Raw genomic sequence first — 19,878 nt, forward strand, 5'->3', positions numbered from 1 at the left:
TGTAACGAAAGCAAAACGTTCTATTTTAATAGAAATAACTCCAAGGCAAGTTCGAAGTATTCCTTTATGCATTCACAGCGACCATGCACTCTCTTGAAAGGAACAAACCTTCTAATACTCCTCTTCTCAGTTGATGTCATCATACCAAATATAAAGCTTAATTGCAAATATTATTATTTTACTTTAAGGCTTTGACCAATATAAATTGCATCGTTTGTTAGTTTATTCAATTCTTTCAATTCTTTAACGGTTAACTTATATTTTTTAGCAATAGAATACAACGTGTCACCTTTAATCACTTCATGTTTCTTAGTTTCACTGCCTTCTGCTGGTCTGTTTGCCTGCACAGTTGGTGTTTGACTAATTGCTTGCATTCCACTCGCTTTTAAGTTCAATTTCTGACCAACATAGATAATATGATTGCGAAGATTGTTCAGTTTTTGCAAGTTTTCGACTGAAAGGCCATGTCTGCTTGCAATGCTAAACAACGTATCACCTGCTGCCACTGTATATGTGCTGCTTGAAGTATTAGTCGTAGTCGTATTGGCTGTTGGTTGTGTGCTACCAGCGTTATTATTTGTCGCTCGTTGGGCAGTCGTCGTTGGCGCAACAATTTTCAATTTCTGACCGACGTAAATCACATCACTCTTCAACGCGTTCCATTCTTTAAGTTGTGACATTGTGACACCATAAGTAGTCGCGATACGATAAAGCGTATCGTTTGCTTTAACTGTGTAGCTTTTAGCCGTCGTTGTTTGTTTGTTATTGTTGTTACTTTGGTTAGTCGTTGTACTCTGTGCATTATTAGTAGTTGTTGATTGGGACTGTTTCACTGTTAAATTTTGACCGACAAAAATTAAATCGCCACTAATTTTATTCCATGACTTAAGTTGAGCAACGCTGATACCGTAGTTACGTGCAATACTAAATAATGTATCTCCGGCTGTTACTTGGTGTGTTTTTTTATTAGAGCTTGTACCTTGATTATTAGTTGTTTCTTTATTTGATTGCGTATTAGTTTGAGCTGTTGTTGAGCCTAATTTTAATGTTTGACCCACATAAATTGTATCACCCGTTAATTTATTCCATGACTTAAGTTGAGCAACACTTATACCATGCTTAGTTGCGACACCGTATAATGTATCATTAGCTTTTACTTTATACGTTTTAGCAGATGATAGTGTCGTATTTGATTCTTTATTTGCCTGATTGTTAGTTTGAACATTATTAGACTGGGCTTGCCCTGAGACTTGTGTTTTACTAGTTTTTAAAGTTTGACCAACGTAAATTAAGTCTCCTGACAATTTATTCCACGTCCGAATATCAGTAACACTGACGTTATTTTTACGAGCGATACTAAATAGCGTATCACCAGCTTTTACTTTATAAGTTGTAGTACCTGTTGTCTCTGCTGCCTGTGGTTTAGTCGATTGGTTACTCGTTGTGCCTAAGCTTGTTCCGTTTGACCCACCATTGGTAACCGTCCCATTAAATGAAACATTAGGATGACTTCCTGGTGTGTCAAATGCGGTTAAATTATAACGTTCAATAATACTGTTTAATTTTGAACCGTAATTTGGATCCGTTGCATACCGTCCTGTTAGCCACGCCGTAGCATCACGATATGAGCGACTATTGCTTTTCCACGCACCTGCGTAGTAATAAGTCCCTGAAACAAAACTAGTATTTCTTAAAACATATGCATTATCATACAATGATTCTTTGTATGATGGATATTTTCTAAATGCGGCATTTACATAAACATCTTTGCCGTTATAATGTTCCCATGTTCTCATTATGACACTTTGATTATTATAAGCGCCTTTAATTCCAAATAAATTATGGTTTGGATAACTTGCTAGCGCACTATTTCCCCATGAACTTTCCAAAATAGCTTGCGCTACCATAATTGATGCATATAAATCATGCTCATCTGCCACAACTTGTGCCAGACTACCAATTTTGTAGACGAAATCAGCTTGTGAAGAAAACGATGTGATTGTATCGTTATCGATTTTTGCTAATTTGTCATTTTCCTGTTTCCCCTCAACTTTGTCTAGACTATCTGCTAGTGCTACTTGGGAACCATCTATTAATCCTACAAAGGATCCCATTGCAAGCGTTGTTCCCAATAAAGACGTTGATTTTTTCATTATTGAAAAACGGTAATTGAAGTCAATTCCGTTATTATCACTGTGTTTTTGTGCCATACAACTACTCCTCCTGATTTTATCATTCAAAAAAAGATACCATTTAAATTGTAGCATTTTTTCATATAAAAATCATTTATTTATCAAAAAATTATGCTAGCAATTTTTTGAATGACTAAATTTTATTTAATTTCAATTTTAATTATCATACTTTAGACCGATTTTAAGCTTAAACCATTGTAATTAGTAGGAAATCTATACTATGATACAATCAAACAACTGACAGGAGAGACTATTATGACTGCTCAACTTTATTTAGATAAACTAGCGCTAGCTCTGAGTGAGCTTTCAAGTGAAAATCGCGAACTAGTTATTGCGTATTATCGTGACTTAATTAGCCAACAAGAACTTGATGAGGCATCAGAGGATAGATTAATTCAACAATTTGGCGAACCAAGTATCATCGCTACTTCATTACTCAAAAAAGTTAAAACATCATCAACTAAAAGTAACTATGAACAACAAGGCTGGCAGCCTTTTGAGCATGATGAGACTGTTGATGAAAGTAAAGCTAAAAAAAATAAAAATCAAAGCAGCACTTGGCAAGCAGGTGCGAGTGCCGACGAGCATTATCCAAAGCGTTATTCAGGTTTCCAACGTTTCATGCAAATTTTTGGATTACTGTTTATTAATTTGACGATGATGATTTGGCTATTCTTTGCAGTCGCCATGGCCATTTTTGCTGGCTGGATTTGTACAGCCGCTTTCTTAGCAAGTCCGATTATTATTATTGGCGCATATTTTACACCGTACTTGACCTACCCGTTACTAAGTCTTTCAATCGGACTAGTTATGTTTGGATTAGGAATCTTCGGCCTATATATTTGTAAAACGCTGACAAAATACTTTTTTAAAGTATTAAGCTACTATTTCAAAGCCAATCTGCAAGTCTTGCGAGGTGCCTATTAATGAAAAAACAAACCAAATTCATGTTAAGCCTAGCCACTGTTTCAATGATTGTCGGAGCGATTGGCATTGGCATCAATATTGCTAAAATCCAAGAAAATCGTTTAGACGAGGAGCTTGCAATTCCTACTAACAATAAGCAGTTAACCATTGAGGTGGCAAAAGGTAGTCAATTAGACTTGCAAGTTCATCATTCAAGTAATCCGACACTCCATCTGAGCGAAGCGGGCTTTGTGCCAAGTAACATAGACTTTAAGTTGACTGAAAAAGACGATGGCTGGCATCTCTTACTGAAGAAAGCCCCCGTTCAAGAGCCCAAAGTAAAAATCGGCTTCTATGCTTCTCCTTTTAATTCAGTTAGCATCCAGTTACCTAAGCAAATCAGTGAACTTACCCTAGTAGCTCCTGATAATCAGCAAGGACGCATTAATTTAGGAAATCTGAACTTAGAAAATTTAACTGCAACAAATCTTGAAAGCAACTTAGATTTATATAACGTAAAAATAGACCAACTAGAAACGTCACTGACAGCAGGTAGTTTCTCAGCCAATGACTTAACCGTTTATAAAGAATCTGACATCAAATCTAAAACGAATAATATCGATTTAAGCCACAGCCAATTAATGGGTAAAAGTACGCTAACATCGACTTCTGGTAACATAAAAGTATTTGCTAGCGAGTTGGAAAATAGCCAAATTAGTGATCAAAAAGGTTTAATCAGTTATGAAAATAACGATGGAAAAGCTGATATTCGCAATCAGTACGGAGATATTTATTTAATCAATCCACAAAACACTAGCGAACAAGCCGTGATGAATCAAGCAGGTAGTATCTTCGCAACAGTGCTAGAAAAACAACAAGACGCCATACGCTTTGCGATTGAGAATCCTAAAACAAACGTACAAGCTTTCGATAAAGCTCAAATCGTTACAACAACTGAGAATAAAAACGAACAACAAGATGATGACTTGGATAATCAAGCGGCTAATGTTAGCTTGCACACAGATTCAGGCGCTATTCAAATCATGCGTTTCATGGTCGATCACGAATCATCCGACAGCGAGATGGATGATTCTTTTGATGAAAACCAAGAACTATATTACTACTTGGATAAACAAGGGATTAAAGATAATCGGGCTGACTACTTGTCATTCAACACGGTCTACTACTCATCTGAGCGCTTCGTCAATCTTCCATAAAAACTAAAAATCAATCAACAGTTGTGATATAATGAACAGAGAGTGTGTGATAGACACACTCTCTTTATTTATCTCCTAGATAATAATTTTAGTGAAGTAGATTTCAATAAGGAAAGAGGGATTTTTTGAAAAATTCAACTATGCGCCTTTACTGGCATTTTGCGAGTGTCATCTGTTTAACACTCTTTATGATTTTAGGTTATATTGTGAAATTCTATGAAAGTACCGTTCTAAGAATTGATCAACCGATTATGGACTGGATTGTCACTATCCGTTCAAGCTATATGACGAGTTTTTTCACATGGATTACCAAGTTTGGTAACACGTTATCGGTGGTTTTCATCGTCTTAGCGATCGTCGTCTTGTTATGGAAAAGTCAGCGCAAAGTCGAATGCTACTGGCTAGTGCTGAACACCGCCATTATTTCAGGTGTTGGTAATTACTTAATTAAGTTTTTATACAGCCGTGAGCGACCTGGAATTGAACACTTAGTTAGTGCGAGTCACTATAGTTTTCCAAGTGGTCATGCGATGATTAGTATCTTATTGTGGGGCACAGTTTTCTTAATGTTATTGCCCTATGCTAAAGGTTCATGGAAAATCAAAGCCTTACAAATTTTTTGTGTAATTTTTGCCTTGCTAATAGGTATGAGTAGAAATTACTTAGGCGTCCACTATCCAAGTGATATTTTAGGTGGTTATTTATTAGGCGCAAGTTGGTTATGCTTCTCCTACCCACACTTTGTGAAATATCGCTTGTTACAAGTATTTAATCAATAGAAAAGAGTGAAAAATAATCATGAGTTTTCAATATTCAAATGACCCAAACAAACGATTTCATACCTTAAATTACGCCTTTCGTGAGGAATTCGGTGAGAAAATTTTTAAAGTCACGATGGACGGTGGCTTTGACTGTCCTAACCGCGACGGCACCGTTGCCCGTGGTGGTTGTACATTTTGTAGTGTTTCTGGTTCAGGTGATATGATTATCGCCCCGAAAGACCCACTACCCGTTCAATATCAAAAAGAAGTCACACGCATGCACAAGAAATGGCCAGATGTTAACAACTACATCGTCTATTTCCAAAACTTCACCAATACTCATGCACCACTTGAAGTCATTAAGCATCGCTTTGAACAAGTAGTAAATGAAGAAGGGGTTGTCGGTATCTCAATCGGTACCCGTCCTGACTGTTTACCAGATGACGTGGTCGAATATTTAGCCGAACTAAACGAGCGGATGTATTTATGGGTTGAACTTGGTTTACAAACAACATATGAAGAAACAAGTCGAAAAATAAATCGCGCCCATGATTATCAAACCTACTTAGATGGTGTCGCAAAATTACGTAAACATAATATTCGCGTCTGTACTCACCTGATTAACGGTTTACCAGGTGAAACACACGAAATGATGTTAGAAAACGTCCGTCGCACAATTTTAGACTCAGATATTCAAGGCATTAAGATCCATCTCTTACACTTAATGAAGAATACCCGTATGATGCGTGATTATGCCAAAGGTGAGTTAAAACTAATGGAACAAGATGAATACGTCAAATTAGTTTGTGACCAACTAGAGATGATTCCACCAGAAATCATCGTCCACCGCTTAACCGGTGATGCTCCACGTGATACGTTAGTTGGGCCAATGTGGAGCTTAAAAAAATGGGAAGTGTTAAACGCGATTGATAAGGAAATGCGTGAACGTGATACTTATCAAGGTGCCAAAAATGTCCGATTAAGCGGAGTGGATAGCTCATGTTAAAATCCGCACTACATTATAGCCACGAATTATTAGCACAAGTCGTCCAACCAGGTAATTGGGTCGTTGATGCAACCGTTGGTAACGGCCATGATACGTTATTCCTAGCTGAATTAGTCGGTAAAAGCGGACAAGTAATCGGCTTTGATGTCCAAGATGTGGCAATTGAACGGGCGCATGAACGACTGATGGAAGCAGGATTAGATAATCGCTGTCAATTATTCACGCAAGGACACGAAACGCTTGATGAAATCATAGCAAGTGATCAAGAAATAACAGCTGCTGTCTTCAATCTCGGTTATCTTCCTAATAGCGATAAGGCAATCATTACTCAGGCTGAAACGACGATAATCGCTATTCAAGCGATTATGTCACGACTATCAAAAGGTGGACGTATTGTTCTAGTCGTCTATTACGGTCATGAAGGTGGTTTGGCTGAAAAAAATCAAGTGCAACAATTTGTAGAAGCAATTCCTCAAACTGACTACAACGTCCTTCAATATGGCTTTATAAATCAAAAAAATAATCCACCATATGTATTGTGTATCGAGAAAAAACGCCGTAAAAATGCGCGTTAAAATAGCCCGGTATTATTTCAACTGATGAAATAACACCGAGCTATTTTTTTAATCTTTAATTAATGAGTTGAGCACTAAGCTGACCACTAATAATACAACCGATGCTAGGAATACAATATGTAAGCCATCAAATAATATCGTTCTTAAATCCGCTAATACTTGTGGATTCATAACCTCTGCTAGCTTATGATTTGAAATGTTATCAATTTGGTCACGTGTATATTGTCCACCTTCATGAAGTGATTGACTTAATCGACGATTTAAAATAACGCCGTAGATTGAAATCATCACTGTTTGGCCCAACGTTCTTAGCAAGGTATTGAACGACGTTGCTACACCGACTAAATTAGCCGATACAGTCGTTTGAGATTTAACCGTACATGCCGTAATAGTAATCCCCATTCCTAGTCCAATCCAAGCGGAAATAAGACAGAATAACCAGTAACTTGTCTCTTGAGTAGCTAGTGACATCATGATAGCGCCCAATAAAATAATTATCAAGCCGCTTCCTAAACTAATTTTTGTACTACGCTTAGCTAATAATTTTCCAGCAGCAAATGATCCCAACACCCAAGTAATCGAAAGTGGTGTCAGGGAAATACCACCAATTGCTGCCTTAACTCCGATAATCCCTTGCATCCACATTGGAATATAAACATCAATTCCCATCAAGAAACCACTGACTAGCGCAGCGATAACATTTATTAACACGAATGTTTTATTTTTAAGTAAAAATATTGGAATAACAGGGTCTTTCGCGCTATTTTCTACTTTAACAAAGACAATTCCCATAATTAGCGTCACAGCAAAACACACCATCGTTAAAAGGCTGATTCCACCATAATCGCTAATAGTTTGGAAACCATACATGAACGATAGCAACAACGTCATTAATACCAAACTACCTTTGACATCAATGGGTGGTGCTGTTTGCTCATGACTAGGTTCTATTAAAAAGAAATGTAATAACAACATTAATAGGATACCAATTGGCAAGTTAACAAAGAAAATCCAATGCCAACCAATCGTATCAACAATAAAACCTCCTGCTAGTGGACCAACGACACTGGCAATTCCCCAAGCCGCACTGTTTAAACCTAACACTTTCGCACGATCTTCTGCTTCGTAAATATCAGCAATAATCGTTAGTGCAACAGGCATAATAGCTCCGGCACCGATTCCTTGAATCGCTCTAAAAATTATTAATTGCAACATACTATCTGAAAAACCACATAATAACGAACCTAGCATAAAAAAGAATAAACCAATTTGAAAGACTGGCTTACGACCAATCCGATCAGTTAATTTCCCATAAATAGGGGTCATCATTGCGTTGGTTAATAAATAAATCGAGAACACCCAACTCATGATTTCACCGCCTTTTAGTAAGCTCGAAATCGTCGGCATGGCCGTAGATAAAATCGTGGCTTCAATGGCCGTCATAAAGGTTGCGATAAACACAGTTAACGTGACAATTTTTACATTTGTTTTCTTTTGTATCATGTATATCTTTCACTCCTTTTCATTTTTAGACATGCGAAACTATAAGGTTATTACCCTTGTCTTTCTAGTAAAGCATTAATTATGACTTGTAATGAAGACACAATGTTAGTATCTCCTATTTAATTAATTAAAAACATGAAGCGATCCTCTGGCGCAAATACATGTAGATGATCACACGTGTAGCCTCGTAACCAACAGACATTATCAATTTTTCGCATATAAAAGCCCTTTGGAAAATCATCCGTATCTATTAGTATTTTCGAAGCAATCGTCACGGAATTAGTTGGTGCTTTACCTGTTGAAATAAGTCCTGTACTATCTTCTAAATAATTGTATTCAAGACTTAATAGAGCAGCTATTTCAACTTCGCATAAAGCAAATCCTTTTTTTATCCCTGAAGTAAAGACTTCTAATAGTGTTCCTCCCTGGGATAATCCTAACTCGGCAACTGTTACTTCTACCAACCTGATTGTTTGCTCATGCCAGAATTTGAAGTCATCTAATTGTTCAAGTAATTGATGACCTAGTGGATTTAGAGATACTTGCTTCTCCTCTAGTGTAGCGGTTAATTGCTTTTTATCCATTCCACCAATGGTCAATTGAATTATTTTCATTCTAATCTCCTTTTTTAGATAAAAAAACTCCCAATGAAAAAGAGATTTTTTCATCAGGAGTTTGCTCTTAATCCTTATATTAAGCTAAGCTCTTTAATAAGCCTTCAACTTTATCGGTATGTTCCCAAGTTAAGTCGATATCAGTACGACCAAAATGTCCATAAGCCGCTGTTTGGCGGTAGATAGGACGTCTTAGGTCTAACATATCGATAATGCCTTGTGGACGTAAGTCAAAGTTTTCACGAACGGCTGCGACTAATTGCTCATCAGAAACCGTTCCAGTGCCAAACGTATTAACTGCGATTGAAACAGGTTGTGCTACACCAATTGCGTAGGCTAATTGCACTTCACACTTGCTGGCCAATTTAGCAGCAACAATGTTTTTAGCAATGTAACGGGCAGCGTAACTAGCTGAACGGTCAACTTTTGTTGCATCTTTACCAGAGAAAGCACCACCACCATGGCGAGCGTAACCTCCGTAAGTATCAACGATAATTTTACGACCTGTTAAACCAGCATCCCCTTGAGGTCCACCGATAACAAAACGACCTGATGGGTTCACAAAATATTTTGTTTCTTCATCTAATAATTCAGCTGGAATCACATCTTGAATGACTAATTTCAATAAGTCTTCACGAATTTGTTCTTGGCTCACTTCTTCGTCATGTTGCGTACTAATAACCACAGTATCGACACGTTTTGGTTGATCGTTTTCATCATACTCAACTGTCACTTGTGATTTCGCATCTGGACGTAGGTAAGCTAATGTCTTATCTTTTCTTAACTCAGATAAGCGACGAACTAAACGGTGACTTAATGAGATGGGTAACGGCATTAATTCAGGTGTTTCATCACAAGCAAAACCAAACATTAAGCCTTGGTCCCCTGCTCCGATATCTGAACTATCCGCTTCTTCGCGTGATTCTAAGGCGTTATCAACACCGGCAGCGATATCTGCTGATTGTTCATCAATTGCCACCATTACAGCACATGTATCACCATCAAAGCCAAATTTTGCACGTGTATAGCCAATTTCTTTGACTGTTTCACGAACAACTTTTTGAATATCAACATAACCTGATGTCGAAATTTCTCCAAAGACTAACACTAAACCAGTTGTAACAGACGTCTCACACGCCACACGTGCGTAAGGATCTTGCTCTAAAAGTGCATCTAAGATCGCGTCACTAATTTGGTCCGCAATTTTGTCTGGATGTCCTTCCGATACAGATTCTGATGTAAATAATTTTCTTTCTAACATTTTCTCTATTCCCCCTAATTAGTTTTCGGTTACAAGGAATCTTCAAACTTTTTGTTCAAAGCCTATCGGGAACTTGCAACGTTCCTAGTATAACAAAATATCGGGCGAATTACTAATATTATTTAACACTTTGTTCGCTTGACGTAGCCTGAAATTTTATATAACATTAAAACAGTCATTAATCAAAGACAGGAGAAAAAAATTGAATCAATCAACTCATCAAACAAACTTTATATTTATTGGGCTAAACTCCCTTTTGGAAGCTATTATTTGCCTCTTACCAGGATTGATTTTGGGGTCTTCGCTCAAATGGTATTCAGGTACCGTCTTTTTATTGTTTTTATATTTATGGCTCTCAAAAGCCTTTATCAACCTACTACGCGAAGCCTTTAAAAACCATGCGGATTTAACCAATCAGTTGTTAGCTTTCAAATTAGCGATAGCGACAATCTTAATTTTCTTATTATTTTTTAAGCTCGGCTTTAATTTCACATTGATTGTCATTCTATATGAATTGTATCAAATGCTAGTCAGACTCAACTTCAATAAGTTTTTGGTTCATACGCAGTACACGTTCATGATGTCATTTTTTAACGGGTTCGTGTTTAATTGTTTAGTGTTAGCTCTTGCGAAAAATAAGTTTGAATTTCATTACTTTTATTTATTCACATTCGCCTTTTTAGTGGCCCTGAGCACGATTACCACTAAACAATTATACGATTACAATGGTAGCTGGAACAAGAAATGGACCATTCTATTTAAGTTAATTAGTTTCCTAGCGACAATAGGTCTACTATTTTGGCAAAGTCACACTGGTTACATTAGCGATTGGTTGTTTTATGCCCTAGCGATTCTACTAGTCGTTGTACTATTTTGTTTAAAACTCATCGTTAATCCAAAAAAAAGAGAAATGGCCTTACATCTTTCTTCGATTATTCTATTAATTATCTATTACGTCTATCATTAATCATTAAGTCATCCTAGCAAAGGGATGGCTTTTTTGATTGTTCACTAGCGAATGAAAGCAAAAAAAGACACCTCATAAGAGATGTCTTTTAGTACATTAATTATTTTAATGTGATTGAAGCGCCAACTTCTTCTAATGAAGCTTTTAAAGCTTCTGCTTCTTCTTTAGAAACGCCTTCTTTTAATGGAGCAGGAGCGCCATCAACTAAAGCTTTAGCTTCTTTTAATCCTAAACCAGTAGCTTCGCGTACTGCTTTGATTACTTTAACTTTTTGGTCACCAGCTGAAGTTAATTCAACAGTGAATTCTGTTTGCTCAGCAGCTCCGCCTTCAGCAGCTCCACCAGCTACAGCTACAGGAGCAGCTGCAGATACACCAAATTCTTCTTCAATAGCTGATACTAATTCGCTTAATTCTAAAATGCTTGATTCTTTTAAATCAGCAATAATTTGTTCAATGTTTAATGCCATTTTATATTCCTCCGTATTATGTTTGTTTTTGTTATAAAATTAGGTTAAGCAGCAATAATTAAGCTGCTTCTTCTTCTTTTGACTCTGCCACAGCTTTGATTGCGTAAGCAACGTTGCGGACAGGAGCTTGAAGAACTGAAAGTAACATAGAAAGTAAACCTTCGCGGTTTGGTAATTTAGCAATAGCAGTGATTTCTTCGATAGAAGCCACGTTGCCTTCGATAATACCACCTTTAATTTCTAATGCTTCAGCTTCTTTAGCAAAATCAGCGATGATTTTTGCTGGAGCAACTACGTCTTCGTTACTGAAAGCTACTGCAGTAGGACCTGTGAATACTTCATCCAATCCTTCTAAACCAGCTTTTTCAGCAGCACGACGTAAAATAGAATTTTTGATAACTTTCATTTCAACGCCGTTTTCACGTAATTGTTTACGTAAGTTAGTAGCTTGTTCTACTGTTAAACCACGGTAGTCTACAACAACAACTGATGCAGCTTCGTTGATTTTAGCAGTTACTTCATCTACTAAAAGTGCTTTTTTCTCGATAATAGCTTGACTCATTAATACATTCACCTCCGTATATTGTGATGGTGGAATTTTTTACAATAAAAAAACTCCATGCCACCGTTGACATAGAGGGACTATTGATTAAACTCAATGTTGTCCTCGGTAGGAAATTAAGGCTAAGCCACCTACTGTCTTCGGTACGTAATAATTATTTAATTAATTACCTTAACAACTTTACCATGTAAAGTTGTTAAGGTCAAGTATTAATTTATCAGATTAAACTGATTGTGGGTCAACTTTTACAGCTGGACCAAAAGTAGTTGTTACAACAAAGTTTTTGATGTAAGTACCTTTTGCAGCAGCTGGTTTAGCTTTTAAGATCACATCGTGAACTGTTTTTAAGTTTTCAATTAATTTAGCATCTTCGAATGATACTTTACCGATTGGTACATGGATGTTACCTTGAGGGTCAACACGGTAAGTTACTTTACCAGCTTTAACTTCCTCAATAGCTTTCGTTACGTCCATAGTAACTGTACCAGTTTTAGGGTTTGGCATTAAGCCTTTAGGTCCTAAGACACGTCCTAATTTACCAACTTCAGCCATCATGTCTGGTGTTGCAACGACAACGTCAAAGTCAAACCATCCACCTTGGATTTTTTGAACCATGTCCGCATCTCCAACGTAGTCAGCGCCTGCTGCTTCAGCTTCTTTAGCTTTTTCGCCTTTAGCGAATACTAAAACTGATTGAGTTTTACCAGTACCGTTTGGTAATACAACAGCACCACGGATTTGTTGGTCAGCTTTCTTAGGGTCTACGTTTAAACGGTATGCAACTTCTACAGTTGCGTCGAATTTAGCGTAATCTGCTTCTTTTGCTAAAGCGATAGCTTCTTCTAAATTATATTGTTTTGTGTTGTCTACTTTTTTCAAAGCATCTTGCATTTTTTTGCTCTTTTTAGCCATTTTGTTTCCTCCTTGAATGTGGTTATAACGGTTGATCCTCCCACTAAATTTATATCTTTCAATATAAACTGACTGAGAAGCTACTACATTGAAAATCTACTTGACTGAAAATTATTCAGCGATAGTGATTCCCATGCTTCTTGCAGTACCTTCAACCATGCGCATTGCTGCTTCAACTGAAGCTGCGTTTAGGTCTTCCATTTTTAACTCAGCAATTTCTTGAACTTGTGCTTTAGTTACTTGTGCAACTTTAGTTTTGTTTGGTTCACCAGAACCTTTTTCCACGTTTGCAGCTTTTTTCAATAATACTGCAGCTGGTGGTGTTTTAGTAACAAATGTAAATGAACGGTCTTCATATACAGAAATTACTACAGGGATGATTAATCCAATTTGCTCTTGAGTACGAGCGTTGAATTCTTTAGTGAATCCCATGATGTTGATACCTGCTTGACCTAATGCTGGTCCTACCGGTGGTGCTGGAGTTGCTTTACCAGCTGGAATTTGTAACTTAACGATTTTTTCTACTTTTTTTGCCACGTGACATACCTCCTTAAGTCCGTGATGTGGTTAGTTGGAGCTAAGATTTCTCCTCCCACGTTTCTTTTTCATTAGAAAAAGAGTGTGTTCTTACACACCTGTCTATTATACAATGATTTCAAAAAAAAGCAAGATTCATTTACTATTTTTTTATTTACTCCCCGCTTAAAAATAATGTGCTACACTATGCTTAAGGAAGTGATTCTCTTAATGAAAAAACATACACCTAAAAGTGTCTTTGAGATTATTAGTAGTGGCGTTAAAATACCTAGCCTGATTGAGGTTGAACTCGGTGTTAAACTTGGACGTTGGCTAGTTGAATATCTAGATGAAACGCCTGAAAGTATCGATATATACCGAACCCCACTAACCCAACGTGTGCCTGATTTTGCACTCGCTGCGGGTGTCTTACAGTTTGAAGCGGACCATCCCAATATTCATGAGGCTTTTCAACTAGCTTATCAAGCCGGTATTGAAGTCGCCTTTATTAATGCCGTATCAACTAATGATGATGGCCTGAATCAAAACTGGGCAAAATTGCGCGTAACTAGTGCCGCCCAGATTTATCGCATCTCATATCAATTACTTGAAGATTACCTGGTTATTGTGTCAATCAACGACCAACTCCTTAATCTAACAGTAAAATAAAAAACTTCCGTTTAAGCGCGGAAGTTTTTTTATTAATTATAGATTGTCAACTTGGTTAAAATCTAATTCAGTAGAAGTTTCACGTCCGAACATGTTAATGTTCACTTTAAGTTTTTGACGTTCCATATCGATTTCAGTAATTTCACCTGTTAAGTTAGCGAACGCGCCATCAATGATTGTAACAACTTCGCCCATCTCAACGTGTAATTCTGTATGGCGTTTACTCATACCTAATTTCTTCAGAATAGCAGAAATCTCTTCGTCTAATAATGGCGCCGGCTTGCTTCCTGCACCGTGAGAACCAACAAATCCTGTTACACCTGGTGTATTACGCACAACATACCAAGAATCATCCGTCATAACCATTTCAACTAACACATAACCTGGGAAAGTTTTTTCCATGTTGATTTTTTCTTTACCATTTTTAACTTCGTGTTCTTCTTGTTCAGGAACCACTACACGGAAAATATAATCTTCCATTCCCATAGTTTGCGCACGTGACTCAATATTTGCTTTTACTTTGTTTTCATAACCAGAATAGGTATGCAACACGTACCATTGTTTTTCAAATGTTTCCATTTTCAAGATTCCTTCTTTCGTGTAAAATAAAAAAACCTCAGATAGACCGAAGTTTTCTTCAACCAAAGTATAGCATTGAATCATGCTAAAGGCTAGTATTTTATTAACCGATTCTTATTTTGCGAATAATTGAACCGCTAAATTTAATACATAGTCAACGACACCAAAGAAAATTGCAAAAAGTAGTGTCATTTGAACCACTGTTGTCACATCTTTTCTTAATTTTTTACCCGTTGGCCATGTTACAGCTTTAAGTTCAGCCACTGTGTCTTTAAAAAATTTCATCGTAACTTTCTCCTGACTATTTAGTTTCTTTGTGTAACGTATGTTTCTTACAATATTTACAGAATTTTTTTATTTCTAAACGTTCTGCACGATTGCTATCGTTCACGGTTTTTGAATAATTACGTGAGCCACAATCGACACATGCAAGGGATGTTTTTCTCGTTGCCATGTTTGCACACCTCTTCCATTTAATCTCAACTTTACGATAACATTATTCATGGCAAGTGTCAATCGCAAACAAGTCCGCGATATAATAACTATTCTCGTTGTAGTGTCCGATTTAATTTGTTAAAATAGAATTAGCAAATGGATTGGAGGAGAAGTTTATGTTAATTAAACAAGTATGTATTCCCAAAAAAGATTTAACAACCGTCAATGAAAATTGCACGCTTGAAGATGCGTTGAAAATTTTAGAAGATTCAGGTTACCGTTGTGTGCCTATTTTAGATGAAGGTGACAAGATTTTCCGTGGAAATATCTACAAAATGCACATCTATCGTCATAAATCAGAAGGTGGCGACATGAGCCTACCTGTTACTCACTTACTTAAAAACGCAACTAAATTTATCAACATTGACGCTTCTTTCTTTAAAATCTTCTTTACTATTAAAGAATTACCATATATCGCTGTGTTAGATAACAATCAACAATTCTATGGTATTTTAACTCATAGTAAATTATTAAACATTTTAGCCCAATCTTGGAACGTTAACGAAGGTCGCTACGTGTTAACAGTTGCCTCAACTGGTAACCGAGGAGACTTAGCTAGCATCTCTAAGATTATTTCTAAATATACTAGCATTACTAGTTGCATCACGCTTGATGTTGGTCAAGATGAATTCATCCGTCGTATGTTATTTACCCTACCCGTTAACACAACACAAGAAACTTTAGATGATGTAATTCAACATTTAGAAAAGAAAAACTTCGGAGTAATCGAAGTAGAAGATTTACAAAAAGAACGAGATAACTAGAAAAAATCACCTGAGCTCATTCGAACTCAGGTGATTTTTTCTTTTTTAACTCTATTAGAAATACATAATATAACATACACTAGAGAGAAGACTACTTCGCTTCGAATCCTTCTATTACAGCTTCCGGGAAGTTTTCTTCGACGATAGTCGCACAGCGGTCACATAAAGTTGGCAAGCTTTCGTGGCTTCCTACATCATGTTTAACAGCACGGCAACGATCACATGTTTCACCTTCTGCTTTTTCAACGACAATCGCTAAACCGTCAAATTGCATTGCTTCAGCAGGGACTTCTGTACCAACCGGCATCACTTCTAATTGAGAAACAATTAAAATCTGTGCTAAGTCAGCATCTAAACTTGTGAATAAAGTATTTGTTACGTCTGTTGGATATAAGATCAATTTTGCTTCAAATGATTTACCGATTAGTTTAGAATTACGGGCTTCTTCTAATGCTTTCAAGACATCGTCACGAACGCTCATGAAGGCTTCCCATTCTTCTAATAATGCCGCTTCATCTTCAAAGTGTGTCACTTCTGGGAATTCAGATAATTGGACATAGTCTTCTTCCTCTTTTAAGAATGACCAGATTTCTTCACTTGTGTGTGGCAAGATTGGTGTTAATAATTTTGTTAAAGCAACAACCGTATCATAGAACACTGTTTGCATGCAACGACGGTTAAAATCATTTTGACCTTCGATATAGACAACGTCTTTGGCAAAATCTAAGTAGAACGCTGATAAATCCGTTGTACAGAAGTTTACAACTGTTTTGTATACAGTTGAGAATGAATACTCATCGTAACCTTTTGTTTTAATAGTTTCAATGACTTGATTTAAACGAACCATCATGTATTTATCAACAGAGCGTAATTCACGGTACTCAACACGGTTTGCTTTAGGATCGAAGTCCTCAGTATTTGCGATTAAGAAACGCATTGTGTTACGGATTTTACGGTAAACTTCAGAAATTTGACTTAAGATATCCATCGATACACGCACGTCTGCTTCGTAGTCAACACTTGATACCCAAAGACGTAAAATATCCGCACCCATTTGGTTGATAACTTTTTCAGGGATAATCACGTTACCTAAAGATTTACTCATCTTACGGCCTTCACCATCTAAAACAAAGCCTTGAGAAAGAACTGATTTGTATGGCGCTACTTCGTTAATTGCCACACTTGTTGTAATACTTGAGTTGAACCAACCGCGATATTGGTCAGAACCTTCTAAATACATATCAGCTGGGAACGTTAAGTCTTCACGCCCACGTAAAACTGCTTCATGAGAAGAACCAGAATCAAACCATACATCCATGATGTCATTTTCTTTTGTAAATTGACCGTTTGGACTACCTTCATGTGTAAAGCCTTCAGGTAATAACTCGTTTGCTTCTTTTTCATACCAGATTTTTGATCCATGTTCAGCAAATAAGTTAGCGACATGTTCAATTGTCTCTGGTGTAATAATCGCTTCACCGTTTTCAGCGTAGAAAACTGGTAATGGTACACCCCACGCGCGTTGACGAGAGATTACCCAATCTCCACGGTCGCGGATCATATTGTAAAGACGAGTTTTACCCCAAGGGATAATCCAGTCAACTTTTTCAACTTCAGATAAAATATTAGCTCTGAATTTATCAATTGAGGCAAACCATTGTGGTGTTGCACGGTAAATAACAGGTTTTTTCGTTCTCCAGTCATGAGGATAGCTATGGCTAAAGAAGTCTAATTTTAATAATGCGCCTTTTTCTTCCAATAATTCAGTAATCATTGGGTTGGCTTTATCATAGAAAATTCCTTCAAAACCAGGTGCCTCGTCGGTGTATACCCCACGTCCATCAACTGGTGATAAGACCTCTAAGTTATAACGACGAGCGACGAAATAGTCATCTTCCCCGTGTCCAGGTGCAGTATGAACTAAACCAGTACCTGCTTCAAGTGTAACATGATCCCCAACCATAACTAATGACTCACGGTCATAAAATGGATGTTGAGCTGTCATATATTCTAATTCAGAACCTTTTACTTCTTGAACGACTTCGTAATTTTCCCAACCAATTTTTTCAGCAACTGTCGTTAATAATTCTTTGGCCACTACATATTTGTTACCTTCTACATTGATAACCACGTACTCAAAGTCAGCATTTGCTGAGATACCCAAGTTAGCTGGTAATGTCCAAGGTGTTGTAGTCCAAATAACAAATGATGTATCCGTGTCTAATAAACCTTTGCCATCTTTTACTTTGAATGCTACAAAGATTGATGGTGATTTAATATCCTTATACTCAATTTCAGCTTCCGCTAATGAAGATTCACTAGATGGTGACCAATAAATTGGTTTTAATCCTTTGTAAATGTAACCTTTTTCAGCCATTTTACCAAAGACACGAATTTGAGCAGCTTCATAGTCAGCTGTTAATGTGATATATGGATTCTCCCAGTCACCAGAAACACCTAAACGCTTGAAGTCTTCACGTTGTTTGTCAACTTGTGATAATGCGTATTCGCGACATTTTTCTAAATATTCAGCACGTGACATTTTTTTACGGTCAACACCTTTATTCGTTAACACCTGTTCAATTGGTAAACCATGTGTATCCCAACCAGGAACATAAGGTGCACGGAAACCTGACATTGATTTAGAACGAACAATAATATCTTTACTAATTTTGTTCAAGGCATGACCTAAATGAATATTACCATTTGCATAAGGAGGGCCATCATGTAACACAAAACTTGGTTTACCTTCATTTAACTCTTGTCTTTTTTCATAAATCTTTTGTTGTTCCCACTCTTGTTGCCATTGACCTTCACGGTTTGGCAAATTCGCACGCATTGGAAAAGCCGTTTTCCCAAGCTGAAGTGTTTCTTTCATTTTCATTGCTTTCTTCTCTCCTTTTCAAAATTAAAAAACACTCCGCCCCTATGCAGGGACGAAGTGCTCGTGTTACCACCCAAATTCCAAATTTAACCTAGTTTAATAGATAAATTTGCTCTGATCATTCTTAACGCGAATGAAACGACAAGTACTAATCAAAAAACTTTCATACCTGTATTAACATGAAGGATCTTTCTTATACTAGGGATTACTAACCTCTCACTATCGTTAATTCGCTAAAAAATATAGTATAAGCTTTTCTGTTCCATGATTCTCAACTATCATATCATAATTGAGCGTGAAATTAAATATTTTCGTTATTTTCTACATCGTATTCTTGCGTCAATTCGCTTAAGTCAATCGCTTGAGTATGACCTTCTTCAACTAAGTAGTCTGTTGATTCAACAACTTCAGCTACCTCTTCATTATTAGCCGCATTTTTTTCGTCTAATAATTCTTTAAATGTGCTATGACGCTCATCAACAAACGAAGAGAATGGACGTAAAATTTCATCCCACTCAGGACTCTTAACGATTTCTAATTGAGACTCAATCGTTAACGCTAAGTTACGGTGGAACTCGCGTGTTTTCTTCTTCAAGTCATCTGTTTCCACAGCTAATTGTTTGGCTTGGCGTTGAGCGCTTGTCACGATTTCATCCGCTAAACTTCTTGCTTCTGACACCATTTTTTCAGCATTTGTTGTGGCTTCATTCATGATTTGTTTCGCTTCTGCTTCCGCTCCGCTCACTAACATGTTTGATTCTTTTGTTGCAGTATCTTTCAATTTATCCGCTGTGTTTTGTGCAACGATAATTGATTGATTCAATGTATCTTTTAATTCGCTAAAGTAAGTCAGCTTTTCTTCTGCGTACTTTAATGATTTTTCTAATTCTTTTGACTTACGTAATGATTCCTCATAATCCTCAATGATTTGGTCTAAGAAATCATCTACCTCTTCTGGAGAGTAACCTTTGAATTTAGTAGAAAAACTTTTATTTTTAATGTCTAATGGAGTTAAAGCTGCCATCT

General features: G+C 36.9%; 21 protein-coding genes, 1 riboswitch and 2 other annotated features (1 of these 24 only partly in view). Of the genes, 8 read left to right on the forward strand and 13 right to left on the reverse strand.

From position 1 onward, the window contains the following. Positions 1-137 (reverse strand) — a binding site (T-box leader) (it extends 70 nt beyond the left edge of the window). Positions 138-173: 36 nt separating this feature from the next. Further along, on the reverse strand, positions 174-2,210 hold the full coding sequence (locus tag FA707_RS07040; protein ID WP_168177369.1) for a LysM peptidoglycan-binding domain-containing protein: 2,037 nt from the start codon (positions 2,208-2,210) through the stop codon (positions 174-176). 237 nt (positions 2,211-2,447) lie between these two features. Between FA707_RS07040 and FA707_RS07045 the strand changes: the two genes are divergently transcribed. From FA707_RS07045 to mnmM, 5 genes are all read left to right on the forward strand, one after another. Next, entirely contained in the window at positions 2,448-3,119 is a 672-nt protein-coding gene (locus FA707_RS07045) for a DUF1700 domain-containing protein (RefSeq protein ID WP_136953559.1), read from the forward strand. After that, the gene (locus FA707_RS07050) at positions 3,119-4,315 is read left to right on the forward strand and encodes a DUF4097 family beta strand repeat-containing protein (RefSeq protein ID WP_136953560.1); all 1,197 of its coding nucleotides are present in this window, start codon (positions 3,119-3,121) and stop codon (positions 4,313-4,315) included. Before FA707_RS07045 ends, FA707_RS07050 begins: the two co-directional genes overlap by 1 nt. Positions 4,316-4,440: 125 nt before the next feature. After that, complete coding sequence (locus FA707_RS07055) at positions 4,441-5,094, forward strand: phosphatase PAP2 family protein (RefSeq protein ID WP_136953561.1); 654 nt, start codon at positions 4,441-4,443, stop codon at positions 5,092-5,094. A gap of 19 nt (positions 5,095-5,113) precedes the next feature. Next, entirely contained in the window at positions 5,114-6,082 is a 969-nt protein-coding gene (gene mnmL, locus FA707_RS07060) for a tRNA modification radical SAM protein MnmL/YtqA (RefSeq protein ID WP_168177370.1), read from the forward strand. Then, positions 6,076-6,657 (forward strand): tRNA 5-(aminomethyl)-2-thiouridylate-methyltransferase MnmM, encoded by a 582-nt coding sequence (mnmM, locus tag FA707_RS07065; RefSeq protein WP_136953563.1) that lies wholly within the window; start codon positions 6,076-6,078, stop codon positions 6,655-6,657. Before mnmL ends, mnmM begins: the two co-directional genes overlap by 7 nt. Positions 6,658-6,705: 48 nt before the next feature. Here mnmM and FA707_RS07070 read toward each other — a convergent pair whose 3' ends face one another. The 3 genes from FA707_RS07070 to metK form a co-directional block, all read right to left on the reverse strand. Then, positions 6,706-8,157 carry an MDR family MFS transporter gene (locus FA707_RS07070; protein ID WP_136954206.1) on the reverse strand — a complete coding sequence of 484 codons (1,452 nt, stop codon included), beginning with the start codon at positions 8,155-8,157 and terminating at the stop codon, positions 6,706-6,708. Between the two features lie 122 nt (positions 8,158-8,279). Continuing rightward, positions 8,280-8,774, reverse strand: a complete 495-nt coding sequence (locus FA707_RS07075; protein ID WP_136953564.1) for a helicase — start codon at positions 8,772-8,774, stop codon at positions 8,280-8,282. Between the two features lie 79 nt (positions 8,775-8,853). After that, positions 8,854-10,035: a methionine adenosyltransferase gene (metK, locus tag FA707_RS07080; RefSeq protein ID WP_136953565.1), complete on the reverse strand. Its 1,182-nt coding sequence runs from the start codon at positions 10,033-10,035 to the stop codon at positions 8,854-8,856. Then, positions 10,033-10,119, reverse strand: a riboswitch (SMK box riboswitch). Its footprint overlaps the gene before it by 3 nt. Before the next feature lie 118 nt (positions 10,120-10,237). On the opposite strand from metK, the gene FA707_RS07085 reads away from it, so the two are divergent. Further along, positions 10,238-11,002 (forward strand): hypothetical protein, encoded by a 765-nt coding sequence (locus FA707_RS07085; protein ID WP_136953566.1) that lies wholly within the window; start codon positions 10,238-10,240, stop codon positions 11,000-11,002. 100 nt (positions 11,003-11,102) lie between these two features. Here FA707_RS07085 and rplL read toward each other — a convergent pair whose 3' ends face one another. The 4 genes from rplL to rplK form a co-directional block, all read right to left on the reverse strand. Beyond that, complete coding sequence (gene rplL / locus FA707_RS07090; protein WP_135253442.1) at positions 11,103-11,471, reverse strand: 50S ribosomal protein L7/L12; 369 nt, start codon at positions 11,469-11,471, stop codon at positions 11,103-11,105. A gap of 58 nt (positions 11,472-11,529) precedes the next feature. Further along, positions 11,530-12,033, reverse strand: coding sequence for a 50S ribosomal protein L10 (gene rplJ / locus FA707_RS07095; protein WP_136953567.1), 504 nt, complete (start codon positions 12,031-12,033; stop codon positions 11,530-11,532). Between the two features lie 37 nt (positions 12,034-12,070). Continuing rightward, positions 12,071-12,195, reverse strand: a sequence feature (ribosomal protein L10 leader region). 60 nt (positions 12,196-12,255) lie between these two features. Next, positions 12,256-12,945: a 50S ribosomal protein L1 gene (gene rplA / locus FA707_RS07100; protein WP_136953568.1), complete on the reverse strand. Its 690-nt coding sequence runs from the start codon at positions 12,943-12,945 to the stop codon at positions 12,256-12,258. Positions 12,946-13,056: 111 nt separating this feature from the next. Next, entirely contained in the window at positions 13,057-13,482 is a 426-nt protein-coding gene (gene rplK / locus FA707_RS07105; protein ID WP_136953569.1) for a 50S ribosomal protein L11, read from the reverse strand. A gap of 210 nt (positions 13,483-13,692) precedes the next feature. Here rplK and FA707_RS07110 point away from each other — a divergent pair, with 210 nt between their 5' ends. Continuing rightward, on the forward strand, positions 13,693-14,130 hold the full coding sequence (locus FA707_RS07110; protein ID WP_136953570.1) for a hypothetical protein: 438 nt from the start codon (positions 13,693-13,695) through the stop codon (positions 14,128-14,130). 36 nt (positions 14,131-14,166) lie between these two features. On the opposite strand, the gene nusG is transcribed toward FA707_RS07110, so the two are convergent. The 3 genes from nusG to rpmG all read right to left on the reverse strand — a co-directional run bounded on the left by nusG (position 14,167) and on the right by rpmG (position 15,163). Further along, positions 14,167-14,709: a transcription termination/antitermination protein NusG gene (gene nusG, locus FA707_RS07115; RefSeq protein WP_136954207.1), complete on the reverse strand. Its 543-nt coding sequence runs from the start codon at positions 14,707-14,709 to the stop codon at positions 14,167-14,169. Between the two features lie 114 nt (positions 14,710-14,823). Continuing rightward, positions 14,824-14,994, reverse strand: a complete 171-nt coding sequence (secE, locus tag FA707_RS07120; RefSeq protein WP_136953571.1) for a preprotein translocase subunit SecE — start codon at positions 14,992-14,994, stop codon at positions 14,824-14,826. A 16-nt stretch (positions 14,995-15,010) separates the two neighbouring features. Next, positions 15,011-15,163 carry a 50S ribosomal protein L33 gene (gene rpmG / locus FA707_RS07125; protein ID WP_136953572.1) on the reverse strand — a complete coding sequence of 51 codons (153 nt, stop codon included), beginning with the start codon at positions 15,161-15,163 and terminating at the stop codon, positions 15,011-15,013. 157 nt (positions 15,164-15,320) lie between these two features. Here rpmG and cbpA point away from each other — a divergent pair, with 157 nt between their 5' ends. Further along, entirely contained in the window at positions 15,321-15,968 is a 648-nt protein-coding gene (gene cbpA / locus FA707_RS07130; RefSeq protein ID WP_136953573.1) for a cyclic di-AMP binding protein CbpA, read from the forward strand. 91 nt (positions 15,969-16,059) lie between these two features. Here the strand turns inward: cbpA and ileS are convergent, their stop codons facing one another. Together ileS and FA707_RS07140 are read right to left on the reverse strand one after the other, a co-directional pair. Continuing rightward, positions 16,060-18,852 carry an isoleucine--tRNA ligase gene (gene ileS, locus FA707_RS07135; RefSeq protein ID WP_136953574.1) on the reverse strand — a complete coding sequence of 931 codons (2,793 nt, stop codon included), beginning with the start codon at positions 18,850-18,852 and terminating at the stop codon, positions 16,060-16,062. 301 nt (positions 18,853-19,153) lie between these two features. Then, positions 19,154-19,876 carry a DivIVA domain-containing protein gene (locus FA707_RS07140; protein WP_136953575.1) on the reverse strand — a complete coding sequence of 241 codons (723 nt, stop codon included), beginning with the start codon at positions 19,874-19,876 and terminating at the stop codon, positions 19,154-19,156. Positions 19,877-19,878: the final 2 nt, after the last annotated feature.

The organism is Vagococcus zengguangii (genome assembly GCF_005145005.1).
In the GTDB taxonomy this organism is placed as follows: Bacteria; Bacillota; Bacilli; order Lactobacillales; family Vagococcaceae; genus Vagococcus_A; species Vagococcus_A zengguangii.

Excerpts from the sequence above, each read along its gene's own strand:
- FA707_RS07040 (WP_168177369.1), bottom strand. The coding sequence starts at position 2,210 with ATGGCACAAAAACACAGTGATAATAACGGAATTGACTTCAATTACCGT.
- FA707_RS07045 (WP_136953559.1), top strand. The coding sequence starts at position 2,448 with ATGACTGCTCAACTTTATTTAGATAAACTAGCGCTAGCTCTGAGTGAG.
- FA707_RS07050 (WP_136953560.1), top strand. The coding sequence starts at position 3,119 with ATGAAAAAACAAACCAAATTCATGTTAAGCCTAGCCACTGTTTCAATG.
- mnmL (WP_168177370.1), top strand. The coding sequence starts at position 5,114 with ATGAGTTTTCAATATTCAAATGACCCAAACAAACGATTTCATACCTTA.
- mnmM (WP_136953563.1), top strand. The coding sequence starts at position 6,076 with ATGTTAAAATCCGCACTACATTATAGCCACGAATTATTAGCACAAGTC.
- FA707_RS07075 (WP_136953564.1), bottom strand. The coding sequence starts at position 8,774 with ATGAAAATAATTCAATTGACCATTGGTGGAATGGATAAAAAGCAATTA.
- metK (WP_136953565.1), bottom strand. The coding sequence starts at position 10,035 with ATGTTAGAAAGAAAATTATTTACATCAGAATCTGTATCGGAAGGACAT.
- rplL (WP_135253442.1), bottom strand. The coding sequence starts at position 11,471 with ATGGCATTAAACATTGAACAAATTATTGCTGATTTAAAAGAATCAAGC.
- rplJ (WP_136953567.1), bottom strand. The coding sequence starts at position 12,033 with ATGAGTCAAGCTATTATCGAGAAAAAAGCACTTTTAGTAGATGAAGTA.
- rplA (WP_136953568.1), bottom strand. The coding sequence starts at position 12,945 with ATGGCTAAAAAGAGCAAAAAAATGCAAGATGCTTTGAAAAAAGTAGAC.
- FA707_RS07110 (WP_136953570.1), top strand. The coding sequence starts at position 13,693 with ATGAAAAAACATACACCTAAAAGTGTCTTTGAGATTATTAGTAGTGGC.
- nusG (WP_136954207.1), bottom strand. The coding sequence starts at position 14,709 with ATGGAAACATTTGAAAAACAATGGTACGTGTTGCATACCTATTCTGGT.
- secE (WP_136953571.1), bottom strand. The coding sequence starts at position 14,994 with ATGAAATTTTTTAAAGACACAGTGGCTGAACTTAAAGCTGTAACATGG.
- rpmG (WP_136953572.1), bottom strand. The coding sequence starts at position 15,163 with ATGGCAACGAGAAAAACATCCCTTGCATGTGTCGATTGTGGCTCACGT.
- cbpA (WP_136953573.1), top strand. The coding sequence starts at position 15,321 with ATGTTAATTAAACAAGTATGTATTCCCAAAAAAGATTTAACAACCGTC.
- ileS (WP_136953574.1), bottom strand. The coding sequence starts at position 18,852 with ATGAAAATGAAAGAAACACTTCAGCTTGGGAAAACGGCTTTTCCAATG.
- FA707_RS07140 (WP_136953575.1), bottom strand. The coding sequence starts at position 19,876 with ATGGCAGCTTTAACTCCATTAGACATTAAAAATAAAAGTTTTTCTACT.